General features: G+C 49.6%; 18 protein-coding genes and 1 tRNA gene. 7 read left to right on the forward strand and 12 right to left on the reverse strand.

Annotation, left to right across the window (positions count from 1 at the left end):
* The first annotated feature begins 71 nt into the window (after nucleotides 1-71).
* Entirely contained in the window at nucleotides 72-1,364 is a 1,293-nt protein-coding gene (locus ACJAZW_RS04555; RefSeq protein ID WP_415155689.1) for a glycosyltransferase, read from the forward strand.
* Between the two features lie 134 nt (nucleotides 1,365-1,498).
* Here ACJAZW_RS04555 and ACJAZW_RS04560 read toward each other — a convergent pair whose 3' ends face one another.
* The 4 genes from ACJAZW_RS04560 to ACJAZW_RS04575 all read right to left on the reverse strand — a co-directional run bounded on the left by ACJAZW_RS04560 (nucleotide 1,499) and on the right by ACJAZW_RS04575 (nucleotide 4,700).
* The gene (locus tag ACJAZW_RS04560; protein ID WP_415155690.1) at nucleotides 1,499-2,389 is read right to left on the reverse strand and encodes a DMT family transporter; all 891 of its coding nucleotides are present in this window, start codon (nucleotides 2,387-2,389) and stop codon (nucleotides 1,499-1,501) included.
* A 149-nt stretch (nucleotides 2,390-2,538) separates the two neighbouring features.
* The gene (gene rpsI / locus ACJAZW_RS04565) at nucleotides 2,539-3,027 is read right to left on the reverse strand and encodes a 30S ribosomal protein S9 (protein WP_415155691.1); all 489 of its coding nucleotides are present in this window, start codon (nucleotides 3,025-3,027) and stop codon (nucleotides 2,539-2,541) included.
* Nucleotide 3,028: 1 nt separating this feature from the next.
* Nucleotides 3,029-3,493: a 50S ribosomal protein L13 gene (gene rplM, locus ACJAZW_RS04570; RefSeq protein ID WP_415155692.1), complete on the reverse strand. Its 465-nt coding sequence runs from the start codon at nucleotides 3,491-3,493 to the stop codon at nucleotides 3,029-3,031.
* A 154-nt stretch (nucleotides 3,494-3,647) separates the two neighbouring features.
* Nucleotides 3,648-4,700, reverse strand: coding sequence for a COX15/CtaA family protein (locus ACJAZW_RS04575; protein ID WP_415155693.1), 1,053 nt, complete (start codon nucleotides 4,698-4,700; stop codon nucleotides 3,648-3,650).
* Between the two features lie 114 nt (nucleotides 4,701-4,814).
* On the opposite strand from ACJAZW_RS04575, the gene ACJAZW_RS04580 reads away from it, so the two are divergent.
* On the forward strand, nucleotides 4,815-5,042 hold the full coding sequence (locus ACJAZW_RS04580; protein WP_415155694.1) for a DUF2842 domain-containing protein: 228 nt from the start codon (nucleotides 4,815-4,817) through the stop codon (nucleotides 5,040-5,042).
* Here the strand turns inward: ACJAZW_RS04580 and ACJAZW_RS04585 are convergent.
* Both ACJAZW_RS04585 and ACJAZW_RS04590 read right to left on the reverse strand, forming a co-directional pair.
* The gene (locus ACJAZW_RS04585; protein WP_415155695.1) at nucleotides 4,981-6,084 is read right to left on the reverse strand and encodes a polysaccharide deacetylase family protein; all 1,104 of its coding nucleotides are present in this window, start codon (nucleotides 6,082-6,084) and stop codon (nucleotides 4,981-4,983) included. The genes ACJAZW_RS04580 and ACJAZW_RS04585 overlap by 62 nt on opposite strands.
* Before the next feature lie 12 nt (nucleotides 6,085-6,096).
* Entirely contained in the window at nucleotides 6,097-8,352 is a 2,256-nt protein-coding gene (locus tag ACJAZW_RS04590; RefSeq protein ID WP_415155696.1) for a Wzz/FepE/Etk N-terminal domain-containing protein, read from the reverse strand.
* 184 nt (nucleotides 8,353-8,536) lie between these two features.
* On the opposite strand from ACJAZW_RS04590, the gene ACJAZW_RS04595 reads away from it, so the two are divergent.
* The 4 genes from ACJAZW_RS04595 to ACJAZW_RS04610 all read left to right on the forward strand — a co-directional run bounded on the left by ACJAZW_RS04595 (nucleotide 8,537) and on the right by ACJAZW_RS04610 (nucleotide 13,131).
* Entirely contained in the window at nucleotides 8,537-9,103 is a 567-nt protein-coding gene (locus ACJAZW_RS04595; protein ID WP_415155697.1) for a polysaccharide biosynthesis/export family protein, read from the forward strand.
* Between the two features lie 25 nt (nucleotides 9,104-9,128).
* A complete protein-coding gene (locus ACJAZW_RS04600) occupies nucleotides 9,129-10,241 on the forward strand; it encodes a glycosyltransferase family 4 protein (RefSeq protein ID WP_415155698.1) in 1,113 nt (370 codons plus the stop codon).
* 94 nt (nucleotides 10,242-10,335) lie between these two features.
* Nucleotides 10,336-11,856: an undecaprenyl-phosphate glucose phosphotransferase gene (locus tag ACJAZW_RS04605; RefSeq protein WP_415155699.1), complete on the forward strand. Its 1,521-nt coding sequence runs from the start codon at nucleotides 10,336-10,338 to the stop codon at nucleotides 11,854-11,856.
* Between the two features lie 15 nt (nucleotides 11,857-11,871).
* Nucleotides 11,872-13,131 carry an O-antigen ligase family protein gene (locus ACJAZW_RS04610; protein WP_415155700.1) on the forward strand — a complete coding sequence of 420 codons (1,260 nt, stop codon included), beginning with the start codon at nucleotides 11,872-11,874 and terminating at the stop codon, nucleotides 13,129-13,131.
* Nucleotide 13,132: 1 nt separating this feature from the next.
* On the opposite strand, the gene ACJAZW_RS04615 is transcribed toward ACJAZW_RS04610, so the two are convergent.
* Nucleotides 13,133-14,122 carry a phosphotransferase enzyme family protein gene (locus ACJAZW_RS04615; RefSeq protein WP_415155701.1) on the reverse strand — a complete coding sequence of 330 codons (990 nt, stop codon included), beginning with the start codon at nucleotides 14,120-14,122 and terminating at the stop codon, nucleotides 13,133-13,135.
* A 145-nt stretch (nucleotides 14,123-14,267) separates the two neighbouring features.
* On the opposite strand from ACJAZW_RS04615, the gene ACJAZW_RS04620 reads away from it, so the two are divergent.
* Nucleotides 14,268-14,344: transfer RNA gene (locus ACJAZW_RS04620), tRNA-Pro, on the forward strand.
* A 6-nt stretch (nucleotides 14,345-14,350) separates the two neighbouring features.
* Here the strand turns inward: ACJAZW_RS04620 and ACJAZW_RS04625 are convergent.
* The 5 genes from ACJAZW_RS04625 to plsX all read right to left on the reverse strand — a co-directional run.
* Nucleotides 14,351-14,860, reverse strand: coding sequence for a hypothetical protein (locus tag ACJAZW_RS04625; RefSeq protein ID WP_415155702.1), 510 nt, complete (start codon nucleotides 14,858-14,860; stop codon nucleotides 14,351-14,353).
* On the reverse strand, nucleotides 14,860-15,324 hold the full coding sequence (locus ACJAZW_RS04630) for a MerR family transcriptional regulator (RefSeq protein ID WP_415155703.1): 465 nt from the start codon (nucleotides 15,322-15,324) through the stop codon (nucleotides 14,860-14,862). The genes ACJAZW_RS04625 and ACJAZW_RS04630 overlap by 1 nt, the downstream gene beginning before the upstream one ends.
* 38 nt (nucleotides 15,325-15,362) lie before the next feature.
* Nucleotides 15,363-15,671, reverse strand: coding sequence for an integration host factor subunit alpha (locus ACJAZW_RS04635; protein WP_415155704.1), 309 nt, complete (start codon nucleotides 15,669-15,671; stop codon nucleotides 15,363-15,365).
* A gap of 88 nt (nucleotides 15,672-15,759) precedes the next feature.
* Nucleotides 15,760-16,734: a beta-ketoacyl-ACP synthase III gene (locus ACJAZW_RS04640; RefSeq protein ID WP_415155705.1), complete on the reverse strand. Its 975-nt coding sequence runs from the start codon at nucleotides 16,732-16,734 to the stop codon at nucleotides 15,760-15,762.
* Nucleotides 16,731-17,770 (reverse strand): phosphate acyltransferase PlsX (gene plsX / locus ACJAZW_RS04645; protein WP_415155706.1); only part of this gene is annotated, 1,040 nt, incomplete at its 5' end. The genes plsX and ACJAZW_RS04640, both read right to left, overlap by 4 nt.

Here is a 17,770-nt window from a genome sequence, read left to right on the forward strand (position 1 = left end):
TGTAAATGGTATGATGTACGGACGCGGAGCCTTTTTGAGGTTCTCGCGGCGTTGTGGGAAGTGAGGTTTTGATGGCAAAACGCATTGCGATCGCCACGATTGGCACGCAAGGTGATGTCCAGCCGTATGTTGCGCTGGCAGTTGCCCTTCGGGATCGAGGGTATTCGGTCGTTTTGGGTGCGCCAAACGATTTTAGAGAGATGATTGAGACCAATGGTCTTGATTTCTTCTCGCTCGGCCGCAACATTCAAGCCTTTGTAAAACAGTCAAACTTAGATGAAGTGGTGAGCAAGTCACTACTGACCAGTGCACCAAAATTGATGCGCCAAGGGCAAAAAATCGTCGAAATCGCTGCTCGTCGGTCGTGGGAAATGGCGCAAGGCGCTGATCTGTTGATGGCCAACATGAACACCACATTTTGCATCGATATTGGCGAAGCATTGGATATTCCGGTGATTATGTCGGCGCTCCAACCCCTCACCGCAACGAGCGAATTCCCAATTGTTGCCTATGATGGTCCCGACCTTGGCCCCGCATTCAATTATATTTCTCATGCGCCGATGAATTGGCAGCAAATGTTTTACGATTGGCCGCGCAACAAATTGCGCAAGGCGCTTATGGGTATGGAACCGCGCAAAAAGGGCGGATTCTTTAGAGACAATAATGGTTTTGACCTGCCCGCCCTCTATGCCTATTCCGCGCAGATCAGCCGTCGGCCCGAAGACTGGCCGCAAACGGCGCATGTCACCGGCTATTGGCAGCTCAAAGATCAAACAGATTGGGAACCCAGCGATAGTTTCAAAGAGTTTTTGGCCAATGGATCAGAACCAATCTATGTGGGGTTTGGCTCGATGCCCTTCGGGGCCGAGCGCAACACACAGATTTTGAAAGAGGCGGTTGCCAAATGGGGCGGACGCCTTGTGGTTGGTCGTGGCTGGGGCGGCATAAACCCAGATGATTTGCCCGATAGTATTTACGCGATACGTCGTGCACCACACGACAAGCTGTTTAAATATGTCCGTGGCGTTGTGCATCATGGGGGTGCTGGGACAACTTCAGCGGGCCTGCACGCTGGTAAACCCGCGTTTGTGGTGCCGCAAACCATGGACCAGCCATTTTGGGGCAAGCGCGTGCACACCCTTGGGTGCGGTCCAAAACCCGTGGCGTTGCGAAAGCTGACATCAGATGATTTGGCCTACGCGCTGCGTCAGTTGGCAACCAACAAAGCCTATAAGGCAAGTGCCGAACATATTGCGGCAAAGCTGAATGCTGAAGATGGTTGTCAGCGCGCCTGCGACATCATCCGCGATGTAATCACCAATTATGAATCGATGACTGTACGACGCGGCAGCGCGGCGCAATAGCCACGCCATCTGAATGCAACGGTTTTTGGCATGAAAACATCCTAGTTTGACTGCGAACAATTGCCGTGCGCGGTTAACTTGTCGATCTGTGTACACTGATCGTGATTGCCTTTTCGCAGCACCCACGAGCCCATCTATGTTGCAGTTGCCAGGATTTTATTGTTTCGCTTTTTTTCACTCAGAATATTGATGATATTGGCGGCGAGTACAAGCAAGGCACCGACAATTACAGGCCATTCAAAAGCCTCTTGATAGAGCACAAACCCAATAAAGGCGATCAACGGCAACCGGGCAAATTCGAGCGGCGTGACCACGGTCGCTGGTGCCAAATTGAGCGCATTTGTGATGCAAAAATGGGCGAGCAAGCCGCAAACGCCAATGATGGCCACTAATGCAATTTCACTTCCCTGGGGGATAGCAATTTTTCCGTCATAACCGGCAAAAACCACCCCCAGAACGGACTGCATGACAACAAGCCAGAACAAAATGGCGGTGGTTGTTTGGGTTCCTGTCAGCTTTTTTGTCGCCATCGTCGTGCCAGCAAAGAATATCGCACAGGTTGCCGCTGCAATGATTGCAAGGTCGATAACGATGGAACCCGGCCGCGCAACAATCAGGATGCCAGCAAACCCGAGAATTACTGCAAAAATTTTGGTGGCGTTTAGCTTTTCACCTAAGAAAATTGGCGCCAATACGATAACCCAAAGTGGCGATGAAAACTCGAAGGCAAAGAGCTGCGAAAGCGGCACAATGGTCACTGCATAAAACCAAAGATTTTGCCCTATAAAGTGCGATGTGTTTCGCAGCGCGTGCAGCTTGATTTTGCTAAAGCCAATTGTGCCCAATGTTCCGGACATTTTGCCGAAGACAAGCACAATGAATATGCCCAAGAACGAGCGATACATCATGATCTCAAATGTATCCAGAAGACCGCCCAGCTCCCTACCCGCGATGGCCATCAGGGAAAATGCTGCCATCGCACCAATCATCCAATAGGTGGCTTTTAAAGGTTGGGAGCGTTGCACGAAGGAATCCTACACAGATGAAGAGATATCAGGGTACGTCGTGATGCCCCTACTCGCAATCAAAAGGTTGAACCAATTGATTGTCACTGGATAAAAAAAGGGCCGACAAATGCCGACCCTTTGAATTTTTGTGCAAAGTGCTTGAAAGACTAGCGCTTGGAGAACTGGAAAGAACGACGCGCTTTTGCCCGGCCAAATTTCTTACGTTCAACAACACGGCTATCCCGCGTCAGGAAGCCGCCCTTTTTCAGAACGCCGCGCAATGCAGGTTCAAAATGGGTCAAAGCTTTTGAAATACCGTGACGAACCGCACCAGCTTGACCTGACAAGCCACCACCGGAAACGGTTGCAACAACGTCATATTGGTCTTTGCGTTCAGCCGCAACGATGGGCTGTTGGACAACCATTTGCAAAACTGGACGTGCAAAGTAAACAGGCATTTCACGACCATTGATGGTGATTTTGCCTGAACCAGGCTTGATCCATACGCGAGCAACAGCGTCTTTACGCTTGCCGGTTGCATATGCACGGCCATGTGCATCAAGTTTTTGTTCGTATACTGGCGCTGCTTCTTGAGTTGCAACAGCTGCTACTTCGCCCAATTCTTCGAGCGAGTTGATGGTCTCTTGTTCAGCCATGTTACTTCACCCGCTTGTTTTTAGGGTTGATAGACGCGACGTCCAAAACTTCTGGATTTTGGGCTTCATGAGGATGTTCAGAACCGCCGTAAACACGGAGATTTTTCAGCTGGGCACGTGTAAGTGGGCCACCTGGCATCATACGCTCAATAGCTTTTTCCAACACACGTTCAGGGAAACGACCTTCAAGAAGATCGCGCATTGAACGCTCTTTAATGCCGCCTGGGTGATTTGTGTGCCAGTAGAAGATTTTGTTGTCCATCTTCTTGCCGGTATATTTCACTTTGTCAGCATTGATAACGATAACATTATCGCCACAATCCATGTGCGGTGTGAATGTTGGCTTATGCTTGCCGCGCAAACGAGTTGCGATGACAGCAGCAAGGCGACCAACCACCATTTTTTCTGCGTCGATCAAGATCCATTTTTTCTCGATCTCGCTCGGTTTTGCCGAGTACGTCTTCATTTCCAAATCCTTGATTTGCTGGATTGATAAACTGAGCGAAATCCCAGCTTCCAGTAGGTTCGACGTGCGATTTAGACAAGTTTTACCTTGCAGTCAAGCACTAAGTTTTAATCGTTATTTTTCAATAGGTTACGTTATGGGTATAATAATACCGCTAACTTTGTTTATACATATCAGATAGATAGGCGGTGATCGCGCCGATCAAAACGAACGCTGTAACCTGGTGGGCAAGCGCTAAATACAGCGGCACTACATAAATCAGGGTCAGAACGCCCAAAATCACTTGCACAAGTGTCAGAATAGCGATTGTGGCCATCCATCCATGCACGCCGTCGAATTGAGTTTTATTCCACGCCCGCCACGTTAGTCCGACGACCACGACGAAAATCAAATACGCAATCATACGATGGTTGAATTGAACTGTAATGATGTTCTCAAAACTGTTGATCCATAGCGGATCAAGCATCGCTAACCCCGAAGGAACAAACTTTCCGGCCATCAGCGGCCATGTATTGTGGCTAAAGCCTGCATCAAGTCCGGCAACAAATGCCCCAGCGACTATTTGCAAGAACACAAGTAAACCAAGTCCGGCAATTAGTGCTGGCCACCCCTTTTGCACCCACATCACTTGCGCGGGGCGCAAGCGCCGCGCAACCCAAATGATGGAGATAAACAGCACACACGCGGCACCAAGATGCGCGGCCAATCGATATTGAGATACGTCCACACGTTCACTCAGGCCCGAGGAGACCATCCACCAGCCTAGAAAGCCTTGAAAACCGCCTAAGAAAAACAGCACGGCCAGCGATGGCGCGAGCTTCCAATCCAAACGGCGCTGAAACAAGAACACTAAAAACGGAATCAAAAACACCAGGCCGATGAACCGGCCTAAAAAGCGATGTCCCCACTCCCACCAAAAGATGCCCTTAAATTCCGCTAACGACATGCCCTTATTGATCTGCTCATATTCTGGAATTTGTTTGTACGCATCAAACTCGGCGTTCCAGTCTTGCAGTGACAATGGCGGAATTGCCCCAGATATTGGTTTCCACTCAGTAATCGACAACCCCGAATCTGTAAGCCGGGTGGCGCCCCCGATCATGACCATCAAGAGAACAAATAACGCCAAAACATATAGCCAAAGCCGAACCGGACGGATCTTTGCTTCGTACATTTTATCGGTTGTAGGTTGATTGATTACGGACATGAGGCGTTTCTACTCTTGTTTGCTTACAGCTTTCTGTTAAATCCTAGAACGCAAAACCGCAAGAGATAGCTATGACGCACCAATTGGTCGAACTCTGCAATGATGGGAAACAAAATGAGTTTAAGTCAGCGTAAACTGCTCGGCATCCCCTTATTGTTGCTGATCATTGTCGTCTACGCGACGGTGGCGGTCATGATTTATGAAAACTGGTTGATTGACGCGCATAATCTAGTTTTGCTGGCATATTTTGTGGTTGCTGGGTTTTGTTGGTTTTACCCGGCTACTTGGGCAATCCGTTGGATGTCGGCACGGCCGGACGAATTGCCACCTGGTCAAGATTGACTTTTTTGCCCCCACTATGAGAGGTGAAGATTGCCCCCGTTAGAAACACGTCAATAAACCGACTTTTCTGATAATGGCCGTTTAGTGAAACCCTTGGCAACGCTTCGGTGTGCTCGGCATTTTCTTTGTACAGACCACCAGGACGGGTGGTGACGGCCGATGCGAATCCCAGGTCTTTTACCGCTGCGAATTCACGCGGTCCTGCAGACAATCGCCCGCCGATTGGATAGGAAAAATGGGTCGGTTCAATGCCGGTTTTCTCAGCCAAAGAATTTATTGATTTCCCGATTTCTTCTCTCATTTCGTCGGCCGGCAGCTTGTTCAATTCATAGTGGTTCATTGTGTGCGCACCAATTGTACAAAGTGGCTCGTCCACAAAAGTTCTAAGTTCTTCCCAATCCATAATTAAATCGCGACAATGGGCATATAAATCAAATGAATAGCGCTTGGCCAAAGCGTGTAATAGTTTTAGGCGATCAATTTCGGGCTTTTCCCGCATGAACCAATAGAGTTCGTCGAACGTTTGGGTTTTGCTATGGAGTGTTGACGTTTCGCGATATTCAGGACCCTGCCCTAAATCAAATTCGAGACTGTCATTTTCCCGCACAATATCTTCGAGCGCCTGCCACCAAATCTCTGCCTTGGCGTCAATAAGATTTGGCGCAATGAACAGTGTAAATGGGCAACCATATTTTCGCAAAATGGGCAGGGCGAATTGGAGATTGTCTTTGTAACCATCATCAAGCGTGAAAACCGCAAACTGGTTTTCTTTGTCGCATGATTTTAGGCGTCGCAATGCCTCATCCAAATCGACAATATCAACATTTCTTTCACGGCAGGTCAGAATAACCCGCTCCAAAAATTGCGGTGTGATCTGCAATATAGAATTGGGTGAGAACGCGGCTGGGGCGTCCGGCAGAACCCGGTGCATGGTAAAAATCACACCACGACAGGATGAAAAGGAGCGAATCGAGCGCGCGACGCCGGGCAAAGCAAATATCTCCATTGCCAAACGAATTATTCGGTACTTAAGATTTGACACAGCTTCGCCCCACTAAGCCACGTTCGACTTTAGGTTTTGCGGCGAAATGAACGATATATTTTCAATCCCAATTGCATTTGCGTCACCAGTCAATCGCGCGGTCAAGTCAACGCTTAAATGGTCACCAGCGATCAACAATGACGCATTTAAACCTGTGAACGGAGAGAATGGTGCGCGTAGACCAAACTGTCCACATTCGACAATGACAACATCATAAATTTCGTTCAAAGCCTCAATCATCAGCGAAAAACGCGCATTGGAGAATTGCAACTTATCTTTTGTTCCCCATGGTACAAAAAATTCATTGTCGGTTACGCCCGCATGAATGATTTCGCCAAAGTCCGCTTCACCAACACACATATCTGTGAGGCCACGCACGCTAATATGATCCGCCCCACCAGCGTTGAGCAAAATGGTCGAAGCACCAGCGGCGGCCAACTCTTGTTGCAATTCCCCCGCGACAATACTGTCGATGCGCTCTTGATCAGCACTTGCGACCAAAACGATATTTTGCGGTTTGATCAACAAGCGCCCGACTATGGCCTGCATTGATTGTGTTGTCTGCGCGTCACTAGGCGTCTGATGTTTGCGTTCCGGCATATCTGCAACCACTGGTGCTTCTGCGCTTTCCAGCGGCAACTCTGCAGCTTTAAGCGCAACGGGGGCGGACAATTCTTGCTCACCGATAGGTGCACTTGTGCCTTCGTCCAATTCTTGGTTGGGGGACTGTTCTGGCAACTCGGGCATTTCAGCCTGTTGGGTTTGGTCCTGCTCATCCGGAGTTGCTTTAGCCAGAATAGGTTCTGCACGAACGGGCAATTCAGAAAACTCATCTTCGCGCAATTCAGAGCGCACTGTGATTACATTGCCTGCAGCAAGTTCGCCAATGATGATAATGCCAATCTGCACCACAAAAGAAATGCTGCCCACCAAAACCAACAGCAATGGCTTGTTTGGCCAAGACGCCGTGGTTGGCGTCGCTGCGGTGGAAATAATCCGCACATCAGGAAAAATCGCACCGGTATTGGTTCGGGCAGTGGCTTCGCTTTGTCGCGCAAGAAAGGTGTTCAATAGGTTGCGCTTGGCGGTTGCCTCCCGCTCAAGCTCGGCGAGCGTTACACCGCTGCGCTCTGCACTGGACGCTGATATCTTCAGCCGAACCAAATCGTCACGCAATGATTTTTCGAGTTCGCCTTCAATTTTTGCCTGGGTCTCGAGCGATTCAGCTATCCGCAGACCTTCGCGCTGAATTTGGCGATCTATGTCAAGAATTTGCGCGTCAAGTGCCTGCAATGTGGGGTGATTGCTCAACAAAGTGGCGGCAGACTGCGCGCGTGAGGCTTGAAAGTTTGCTTTTTGCTCGGACATGCGTTGAATAACAGGAGATTGGCGCACGTCTGGCACCGCTTCAAGGCTGCGCCCAGCACTGAGCAAGTCGCGAATGAGTCGGCCCCGCGTTGCGGCGGCATTTTTGCGCTCTGACACCGTGCTGATTTGGCGCGACAGGTCTGAGAGTTGCTGACCAATTAATGTGGTGTCGCGGGTTGATCGGAACAAGTCATTATCTACCCGAAAATTTGCGACCACATTTTCAGCTGCCAAAACATCCCGGCTTAGTCGTTCAATTTCTTGATCAAGCCACGCAGATGCGTCCGAAGTGTCCTCAAATGAAAGCCCTGAGCGACGTGCAACCAACGCTTTTGCAAGCGCGTCAGCAACTTTGGATGCTGTTTGCGGGTTCTCAGCTGTGTATTTTATCGAAATCACTCGGCTATCTCTGGCTTGCGCTGCAACGAGATTGCTTGACAATTTGCTGATGATTTTGTCGTCGGAGGTGACCTTAACTTCGCCGGATGAAGAACTGCTGCCGATAGAAAATACCGCAAAAAGCAAATCCAGAGGCCCAGCAGAACTGCCAACGAACTCAGGATCTGAGCGCAAATCAAGAGCATCCACTACCCGTAAAAGCGTTTCACGCGACTTGAGCAGTTGGATTTGACTGGCAATCGCGCCACCATCAACAGATGTTTGGTTGGTTTGGGTAGTGCTCGAACCAGCTGATTGAGCAAAACTATCGCTGCGCGGTTCCAGCAAAACACTGGTTTCGGCTGTGAATTGCTTGGTCATGAAGGAAAATGACAGAAAAGTCAGTGCGCAAAGAATGACGGTGACAATGAGCACCCGTGGTAGTGCGCGAAACATCGCACCAAACAAGTGGTGAACGTTGATCTGAACGTCCTCGTAGCTTTTAGCCCCATTCTGGGTCATATGAGGTATTCCTTCAAAGTCCTAATCTTCAAGAATCTCTTGTCACCCCTGTATGGTAAGAATTCAGTTAATTTTACCAAAACCCGCTCTTGTTGGTGCATCAATAGATTTACGATTTTTCCGGATTATTAACCATAACCACCCCATAAAAGTTCACGACGTCGAATCTCAAAAGGTCTTTGTTATGCGTTTGGTGCGTTTTGCGGCTCTGTTTGCTCTGTTGTTTGTTTCTGCGTGCGCCACCGGTCCGCGCACAACAGGATTGCTTGAACCCACATTTGGCCAATCTAACGCATCTTACTTGCTCGACACTGGCGACGTGCTTCGCATAAATGTCTATAATGATGCGCAACTCTCGACCAATTATGGCATTGACGATGCTGGTTATATTTCAATGCCGTTGGTCGGGCGCGTATATGTGCGTGGTAAAACCGTGAATGAAGTCAGCGCACTTGTGACCAAACGCCTTGCAAGCGACTATTTGCGCGATCCAAACGTCGCGGTTGAGGTGACCCAATATCGCCCATTCTTCATTCAAGGCGAAGTTTCGAGTTCGGGTCAATTCCCGTTCGTATTTGGTATGACGGTGCGCGCGGCTGTGAGTACTGCGGGCGGGTTTACTGACGTGGCGGTGAAAAACTCAGCTACAATTTATCGCAAGAGCGGCGCGGGCATTACCACTATTCGGGCGAACATGGATGACCCCATACAGCCCGGTGATACGATTGTGGTACACGAACGCTGGCTCTAATTCCTGACATACGAGATTAGGTATCATGACGAAGCCATTACGAGCTCTGCAGATTTTACGGGCGCCGGTTGGCGGGCTATTTAGGCATGTTTGCGATTTGGCCAGCTATCTTGATGAACAAGGTCATGAGGTCGGTTTGGTGGTCGACGCCTTATCCTATGATGCTGAAACCGCAACAAAACTCGGCCAGATATCAAAGCATTTGAAGCTTGGCATTCATCCAATTGCCATCCCCCGTCTGTTTGGTGCGAGCGACCTAATAGCCCCATTTAGAATACGACAACTCATATCACAATTGAGAATTGATGTGGTGCATGGGCATGGGGCGAAGGGCGGATTTCACGCGCGCATTGCAGCATTGGGAAAGTCAAAAACCAAAAAAGTATACACGCCGCATGGTGGAGTTTTGCATTTTTCAACGACGTCCGCCGCTGGTCGGGTTTTTCATCTTCTCGAAAAACTGCTAATTCCACACAGCGATCATATGATTTTTGAGAGTGACTATGCGGCTGCAACTTACCGCTCGCAGATCGCGGACGTGGGGACCAAAGGCGTTGTCATTCACAATGGGCTGGCCGACGATGAATTCACGCCGATTGCATCCAATGGCGACTTTGATTTTGTTTTTGTTGGCGAGCTGCGCGACCTTAAGGGTGTTGAATATCTGCTTCGCGCCCTGCCAAGGGTTAAAAAGAATGATGGCACACCCGCTCGCCTGTTGCTTGTTGGCGATGGACCGCACCGGGTGCAGTTTGAACAATTGAGCGCTGAGCTTGGCCTTGAAAGCCGCGTTGAGTTTGTTGGTGCACAGCCCGCACGCACTGGGTTTGCACGCGCTGATGTGGTGATTGTACCATCGCTCAAAGAGTCGCTACCATACATAGTGCTGGAGGCCATAGCCGCACGAAAAAGCGTGATCTCAACTAATGTTGGTGGCATTTCAGAAATTTTTGGCGACGAAAAACACCGATTAATCCCCCCGACGGATGTCGCGGCCCTTGCGACCACAATGCAAGAATATTTGGATGGCGGTGATGGCCTTGAAAAGCACAATGCTAAACTGCTTGCCCATGTGCGCAACGCGTTCTCAATGGAGAAAATGGCGGGTGACATACTCGCTATCTATTTGAAACAATAGCAATATGTTAACCATGATATTTCATCGGGTTTTCACGCCTTAAGCCGTATTGTGGGGTCTTGAAAAATGTTTTTGAATTCAGGAACCGCACCAGATGTATCGAATCGACGCAAAAGAGGTCGTGACAGAAATCGTTGGCGCTCGGCAAAAAGCCGTTGCCGAAAGTTCTTTGTCCAAACGAGCGAAAGAAATTGCGTCGTCGCCTATCGATTCAGCTATGTCGAGCAAAATTATTGTCGGCGTCGTTCAAGCTGTTGAGCTGGTTCTGCTCGCCGTTATTGGCATCATCGTTTATCTGACTTACGTCACAGAAGCCGATTTCTTACCCTATCTTGTTCTGTCAGTTGGTGCATCTACTTTGGCATTGTTTGGCCAAAACCTTGTCAAAAATCACTCCATACAGAAATATCGCACAACGCTAAAGCAAATTAGCCGCGCGCTCGGCGTGTGGGGTGCAGCCTTGTTGGTGGTTGTTGCTGCATTGTTTTTGCTCAAGTTGAGCGACAGTTTTTCCCGTGTTTGGCTTTTGGGCTGGTTTGTTGTTGGTTCCGCATTTTTGGTGTTTTATCGTATCGCTGTGCGCAGTCTGATCCTTCAATGGACAATTGGTGGTCAATTAAAGCGCCGCACGGTGCTTGTTGGCGGCGGACCGGATGCTGAAACACTCATAAAAAGCATCACACAAACGGCAACCAACGACATAGAACTGCTTGGGCTTTTTGATGATCGTGCGGACAAACGTTCGCCCGAATTGGTGGCTGATTGCCCGAAGTTGGGCAAAGTTGCGGACTTGGTGGAGTTTGCGCGCCTAACGCGCATTGACCTAGTCATTGTGTCCCTACCCGTTTCGGCAGAGACCCGCGTATTGCACATGCTCAAGCAATTGTGGGTGTTGCCAGTTGATATTCGTTTGAGCGCACATATGAGTAAGCTCAAGTTCAAACCACGCGCTTATTCTTTCCTTGGCGACGTGCCCGTGTTTGATATGGCAGACAAACCAATATCAGATTGGAATATCGTTGCGAAATGGCTGTTCGACAAGATTTTTGCGGCGGTTGCGCTTGTGCTGTTTTCGCCAATCATGTTGATCACTGCGATCGCCATCAAGATGGAAAGCAAAGGGCCTGTTTTCTTCAAACAAAAACGACATGGTTTTAATAACGAACTCATCAACGTATTCAAATTCCGTTCGATGTATACCGATATGTCTGACGAGAAGGCCACTAAACTTGTCACGAAAGACGACCCGCGTGTGACCAAAGTTGGTCGTTTCATCCGTAAAACCTCAATTGATGAATTGCCGCAATTTCTTAATGTCCTTCGCGGTGAGCTTTCGATCTGTGGGCCACGTCCACACGCCTTGCAAGCAAAAGCCGAAGATCGATTATACCATGATGCGGTGGACGGCTATTTTGCGCGGCATCGCGTAAAGCCCGGCATTACCGGATGGGCGCAAATCAATGGCTGGCGGGGCGAAACTGACACGGTTGATAAAATCATGCAGCGGGTCAACCATGACCTGTACTACATCGAAAACTGGTCGATATTCCTTGACCTGTATATTCTCATCATGACTCCGGTTTCGCTTGTGAGCAAAAACGAGGGCGCGTACTAGCGCAGCAGCAAAGTCATGTCGGTTCAGTCTACATTTGCGAGCGAAAACATCAAGATCAGCGGTGCGGCAATCGCACACCGTTTGATGATGATGCTGGTGCCGATTTGGATTGCTGGCGGGGCCTTGGTGCTTATCGAGCCCTCCCCTTACGAAGTCGTTTTCGTTGCGGTACTTGTTTGCGCTTTGATTGCTGGGTTACCAATTTCTCGACGCACCAACAACTATTTGATGGCGGTTTTGTTGTTCATCCCGCCAGCGTTTATTGCCATTTTGCAGATGAAATACTCGACCCTTTCCAAGGGTTTGATATTTACCACGGTCACGGTATTCTTGCTCCTCACCGGGTATTTTGTCGCAAACTTCATTGCGGAGAAACCGTTCGAACGGATGCGGCTAATCAACAAAGCCTATCTGTTTGCGGCTGTGGTCGCCGCACTGATCGGCACCCTCGCCTATTTGGGTTTAATACCGGGCAAGGATTTGTTTTTGCGCTATGGACGCGCCAAAGCGTTCTTTAAAGACCCCAATGTGTTTGGTCCATTTCTCATTCTGCCGACCGCCTATTTGCTGCAACGCATATTGCTCGGCAACCCTAAAAAAATGTTCATGAATGTGGTGTGGTTGGCCATTATATCTGTGGGGGTATTCGTTTCATTCTCACGCGGCGCGTGGGGACACCTACTGTTCACCTTCCTCATTGTGTTCATTTTGAATTTTAAACTTGAGGCAACGCCTCGCGAACGAATTCGAATGCTCGGTCTGGCCATTGCTGGCGTATTTTTGCTGGCCGTCGGCATATTGGGGCTATTGATGATTCCGCAAGTGTCCGAATTGTTTGTGCAACGCGCTTCACTGGTTCAAAGCTATGACGGCGGCGAAACAGGTCGGTTTGGCCGTCAGGCTTGGGGCTATGCCCTTGCGCTGAACAACCCACTTGGCATTGGCCCATGGCAGTTCGGGGAGTTGCTGGTCACCGAGCAGCCGCACAACACCTATCTCAAGATATTCTTAGATTATGGTTGGTTGGGTGGCGGCGCGTTTTTGTGGCTGATATTGATGACAATCTGGCGTGCAGTTGCTTCATTGGCGATAGCATCTCCAAACCGCTTACTGATGATCCCCGCTTTCGCGACATTCCTGCCGCTCATCTTGGAAGCGGCAATCATCGACATTGACCACTGGCGACACCTGTTCTTGATTATGGGCATTATTTGGGGCGTATCCGCTGGTTATGATGTCTATCAAGGCGACCGCAATACGCGGCGCCTTCCCTAGCCTACCTGAATTTCGCCAAATATTTGTGCGCGAGCACTGCACCACGCGGCACAAAATCAACAGCCAAACTTTGGGCAAAAGCGGTTTCGCTATGCGACCCGATCCAAGCGGTGAGCGCCATGCGTCGCAACATGATGAACGTGTCGATTTCATCTTCTTCTGCTTGAGAAAGTGGCCTCTTAGCTCTGTATCCACTTAACCACGCAGATTTCAGCACCGGAATTTGTGGGCTATCTTCTATGAATGAAACAGCAGCTGCAAAGTCATAAAGATGCCAACAAAACCCACAATCATCGAAATCAATCAGTTTGATTTGATCGCCATTGATCAAAAGATTTGCTAAGCGCATGTCTGCGTGAATAAGGCCGTAGCGGTCGATGCCCTGCCCAAACCGGTGCAGTCGCTCGCGCAACATACTGTCGAGCTGATCAAACACAGGTCGATAGACGGCGTTCATGCCCGGCGCTTGTCGCCAATCACCCCACAAACCGTTCTCGTCAAGAATGCTGTTGGCGTCCCACCGCAGTCGTTCGAAGTCTGACGGCAGCGCCCAATGCTGCACGTGATTGTGGGCACGCGCCGCGAGTTGTCCGAGTTGCTTGAATGGTTCGATCAGATCTTCGCTGTCGAGCGGTTCGCGACCGGCCTCGAATTCAAATAATACCATGTAATGCTGCTGGTCACTTGGCCCAACGGCGAAGCGCTGAACTAGGGAGCCATCATTTCCGGCAACAGCAATTGGGGTTTTTATGCCCGTGTCGTCGCGCAACGCTTTGGCCCAGACGAGTTCAGACAATATAGCCCGATCGCCATTATATCCAAGGCGGTGCACCCGCAGTATTCTTTTGCCCCCTTGTGGCAAGTCGAGGCGAAACGTTGCGTTTTCTGTGTGGTTGATCAGAGTAGATTGGCTGCCACCCAGTCCTGGCCAAAGGGCAAGTGCGGTGTGCAATTTCTGGGCGCTGATGCCTGTATTTTTGATCAAATCCATTGCCAAATCCAAATGCTTCGTGTGGATGGCTAACCCAAATTTGACCGGCTGTTAAGCCGCAATCTCTTGTAACTGCATATAGCGACCAATTTACAGCAAGGTTTGCTTGCGTCCGCGAACGAATTTGGCTAACAAGGCGGCAAGTCGGGGTGTAGCGCAGCCTGGTAGCGCATCTGTCTGGGGGACAGAGGGTCGTCAGTTCAAATCTGGCCACTCCGACCATTTTTCTTAGTTTTTATCATCAGTTCCCGAGAACGCAACTTGGTTTCCGTCAATCAGGTCATGCCAAATGGTGATTTTCCCAAGTCGCCATGCTAAATTTGCACAAATTGCAAAGAAAGAGATGAACGCGACAACAACGTAAGCCTTGGTAGCCTCATCATACGGCTCCGCAAAGCGATCCAAGGCATTGTTGAAGCCAAAAACGGCTGTCACCACAACAGTTGAAAGCGCGAGAAGTGTAGTCAGAATTATCCAACTATGCCTGGAATGCACAAACGCAAGTATCTTGGTGGCAGAATGAACAAGCAGCCAACAGCCAAGAATTAGCGGCAGCACACCGACAACAAGTATATTGGATGGATCGAAAGAAAATTCTTTTTCAAGGTACATTTCACCAAGGCTAAAGCCAAACACCCAGCCAAAGAATCCAAGAAAAACAAATCCCGCGACGAAGCGGATCAAAGCGAAACATTGATCATAGTCCAATTTTCGGACATTCAATCGACGCTTACCCACTAATTCAACGGCTCTTCGGTTGCCTTGTCCAAAATCCGCTTACATTCTAGCAATTCGTGTAAAGCTTCATTGAGCCGGGCGCGGGAATAGGTATCGATCTTGCCAGCGCCGTGAGAAGCCTCCGGTGGTGCGATCTTTGGCGTTTCGGCCGCATTATCATTGCCACCGATGGGGACTACGGGCTCAATTGCGCCGGTTTCTCCAATGGTGATGACATGGCGAGCGCCATTTTCCTTGAGGATTTTTTGCACACCTTTGATGGTGAAGCCCTCATCATATAATAGGTATCTGATGCCGCTCAGCAATTGCACATCGTCGGGGCGATAATAGCGACGACCGCCTCCGCGCTTAAGTGGTTTGATTTGTGAAAAACGTGTTTCCCAAAACCGTAAGACATGCTGAGGCAAGTCAAGCTCATCGGCCGCTTCCGATATGGTTCGAAATGCGTCTGGCGACTTTTCCAACGGCTCCACCCTCGTAATGGCTAAACGCAGTAATTTTGTTATTTAGCGTTCAGCATCTTGTCGTTGATTTTGGACTTCAGGACATTGCTTGGCTTGAATACCAAAACGCGCCTTGGCAAAATCGGGACTTCTTCACCGGTTTTAGGATTCCGGCCAATCCGCTCATTCTTAGACCGCACCAAAAATGAACCAAATGACGACAACTTGACGCTTTCCCCCGCGACCAGTGCATCACTCATCAAATCCAATACACGCTCGACCAAATCAGATGATTCGGCCCGTGAAAGGCCGACCTGCTGATATACTGCCTCACTAAGGTCAGCGCGCGTTAATGTTTTACTTGTCATGTCCGCTCCGCAATGCATTTCAATATGTTAACGAGCATAGATGTGACATTTCATCTGGTCAATGATGAAGCGCAAACTCTTGCTACGATTACCAACGTACCAATGACGCACCCCACGTAAATCCACCGCCCATGGCCTCAAGCATAACAAGATCGCCCTGTTTAATCCGCCCATCTGCAACCCCAATACTCAGCGCCATCGGCACCGATGCCGCTGATGTATTCGCATGTTTGTCGACCGTCACAATAACTTTTTCAGCTGGAATTTTGAGTTTTTTACCCGCACCATCAATAATTCGTTTGTTTGCTTGATGGGGTACAAACCAATCCAACTCATCGGGTTGAACACCCGCTTTTTCAAATGCGCCTTCCACTACGTCAGAGATCATGCCGACTGCGTGGCGGAAAACTTCTTTACCTTCCATGCGCACAAAACCAACGGATTGCGTCAATGAAGGTCCACCGTCCACATAGAGTTTTCGCCAATGTTCGCCGTTTGAGCGCAAGCAACTGGACAAAACACCTCGATCGCCTTCAGTATCGTTCGGGACAGCCTCAAGAATCATCGCACCCGCACCATCGCCGAACAGGACGCAGGTTGTGCGATCTTCCCAGTCCAATAGTCGTGAGAAGGTTTCGGCACCAATGACCAACGCCTTTGTGCCCAAGCCATTTTTCATGTAGCTATCGGCAGTTGCAACGGCATACACAAATCCAGAACACACGGCTTGGATATCAAATGCAGCGCCTTGGGTAATGCCAAGTTTTTCTTGCACCAAAGCCGCTGTTGCAGGGAAAGTGCGATCAGGCGTGGTGGTCGCCACGATGACCAGGTCAATTTCGGACGCATCCATACCCGCTGCAGCAAGCGCATTCTTTGCGGCATTCAGAGCAAGGTCTGATGTTTGTTCATCTTTTGTCGCGATGTGGCGCTGCTCGATACCAGTACGCTGAACAATCCACTCGTGTGTTGTGTCGACTTTTTTCTCTAGGTCATGGTTTGTGACAACATTCTTGGGCAAATAATGCCCAACTCCACGCACAACTGATTTTACCCCACTCACGCCGATGCTACCTCATCATTTGTTTTGTCGCCCTCTAATGCCTTGTCGGCGGGCGTTTCAAACTGCTTCAGTCCATCGCCGATTTTGTCCATCAATCGGTTGTGGGCCATTTCATATGCAATGCCAATCGCACTCTTAAAGCCAATTTCGTCAGTGCCGCCATGACTTTTAATTACAATTCCATTTACGCCAAGGAACACAGCGCCATTGGCGTTACGCGGGTCCATTTTATCGCGCAAGGTGCGTAAACCGCCCGACGCAATCAGCGCGCCAAGTTTTGTTATCCAGCTGCTGGTCAGTGCAGTACGCAAATAAGAACCGACCTGACGCGCCGTACCTTCAGCTGTTTTGAGGGCAATATTGCCCGTAAAACCTTCGGTTACCACCACATCCACAGTGCCCTTACCAATGTCATCGCCTTCAACAAAGCCGTGATAATGGTAGCCACAACCCGTGTGTGAGCGAAGCTCTTTGGCGGCATCTTTAACCGCATCTAGGCCTTTGACTTCCTCTGTGCCGACATTGAGCAGGCCAACGGTTGGCTCATTCATATCGAACAGGGCCCGCGCCAGTGCGGCACCTAGAATTGAAAAATCGACCAATTGTTGTTTGTCAAAACCAACGGTCGCGCCCACATCGAGCACCACAATTTCTGCGCGAAGCGTGGGCCAAATCGCGGCCAATGCAGGTCGGGAGATGCCCTTCATCGGGCGCAAGCAGAAAGTCGCCATTGCCATGAGTGCGCCGGTATTACCCCCTGAAATCGCCGCATCGGCATCGCCGTCCGCAACAGATTGCAGTGCATTCCACATGGATGATTTTCCGCGGCCCTTGCGCAATGCCTGGGTTGGTTTTTCATCCATCGAAATCACATTGTCAGAATGTCTGATTTCGGACACGGCTTGTAACTCAGGATATTTTTTCAGCAGCGGAGCCAGTTCATCCTCACGTCCGTGAAAAATGTATTTGATGTTTGGTCGCTCTAAAAGAGACATTTTCGCGCCCAAAAATACGATTTCAGGCCCGTTATCGCCAC

The organism is Maritalea sp., assembly GCF_047634455.1.
Classification (GTDB): domain Bacteria; phylum Pseudomonadota; class Alphaproteobacteria; order Rhizobiales; family Devosiaceae; genus Maritalea.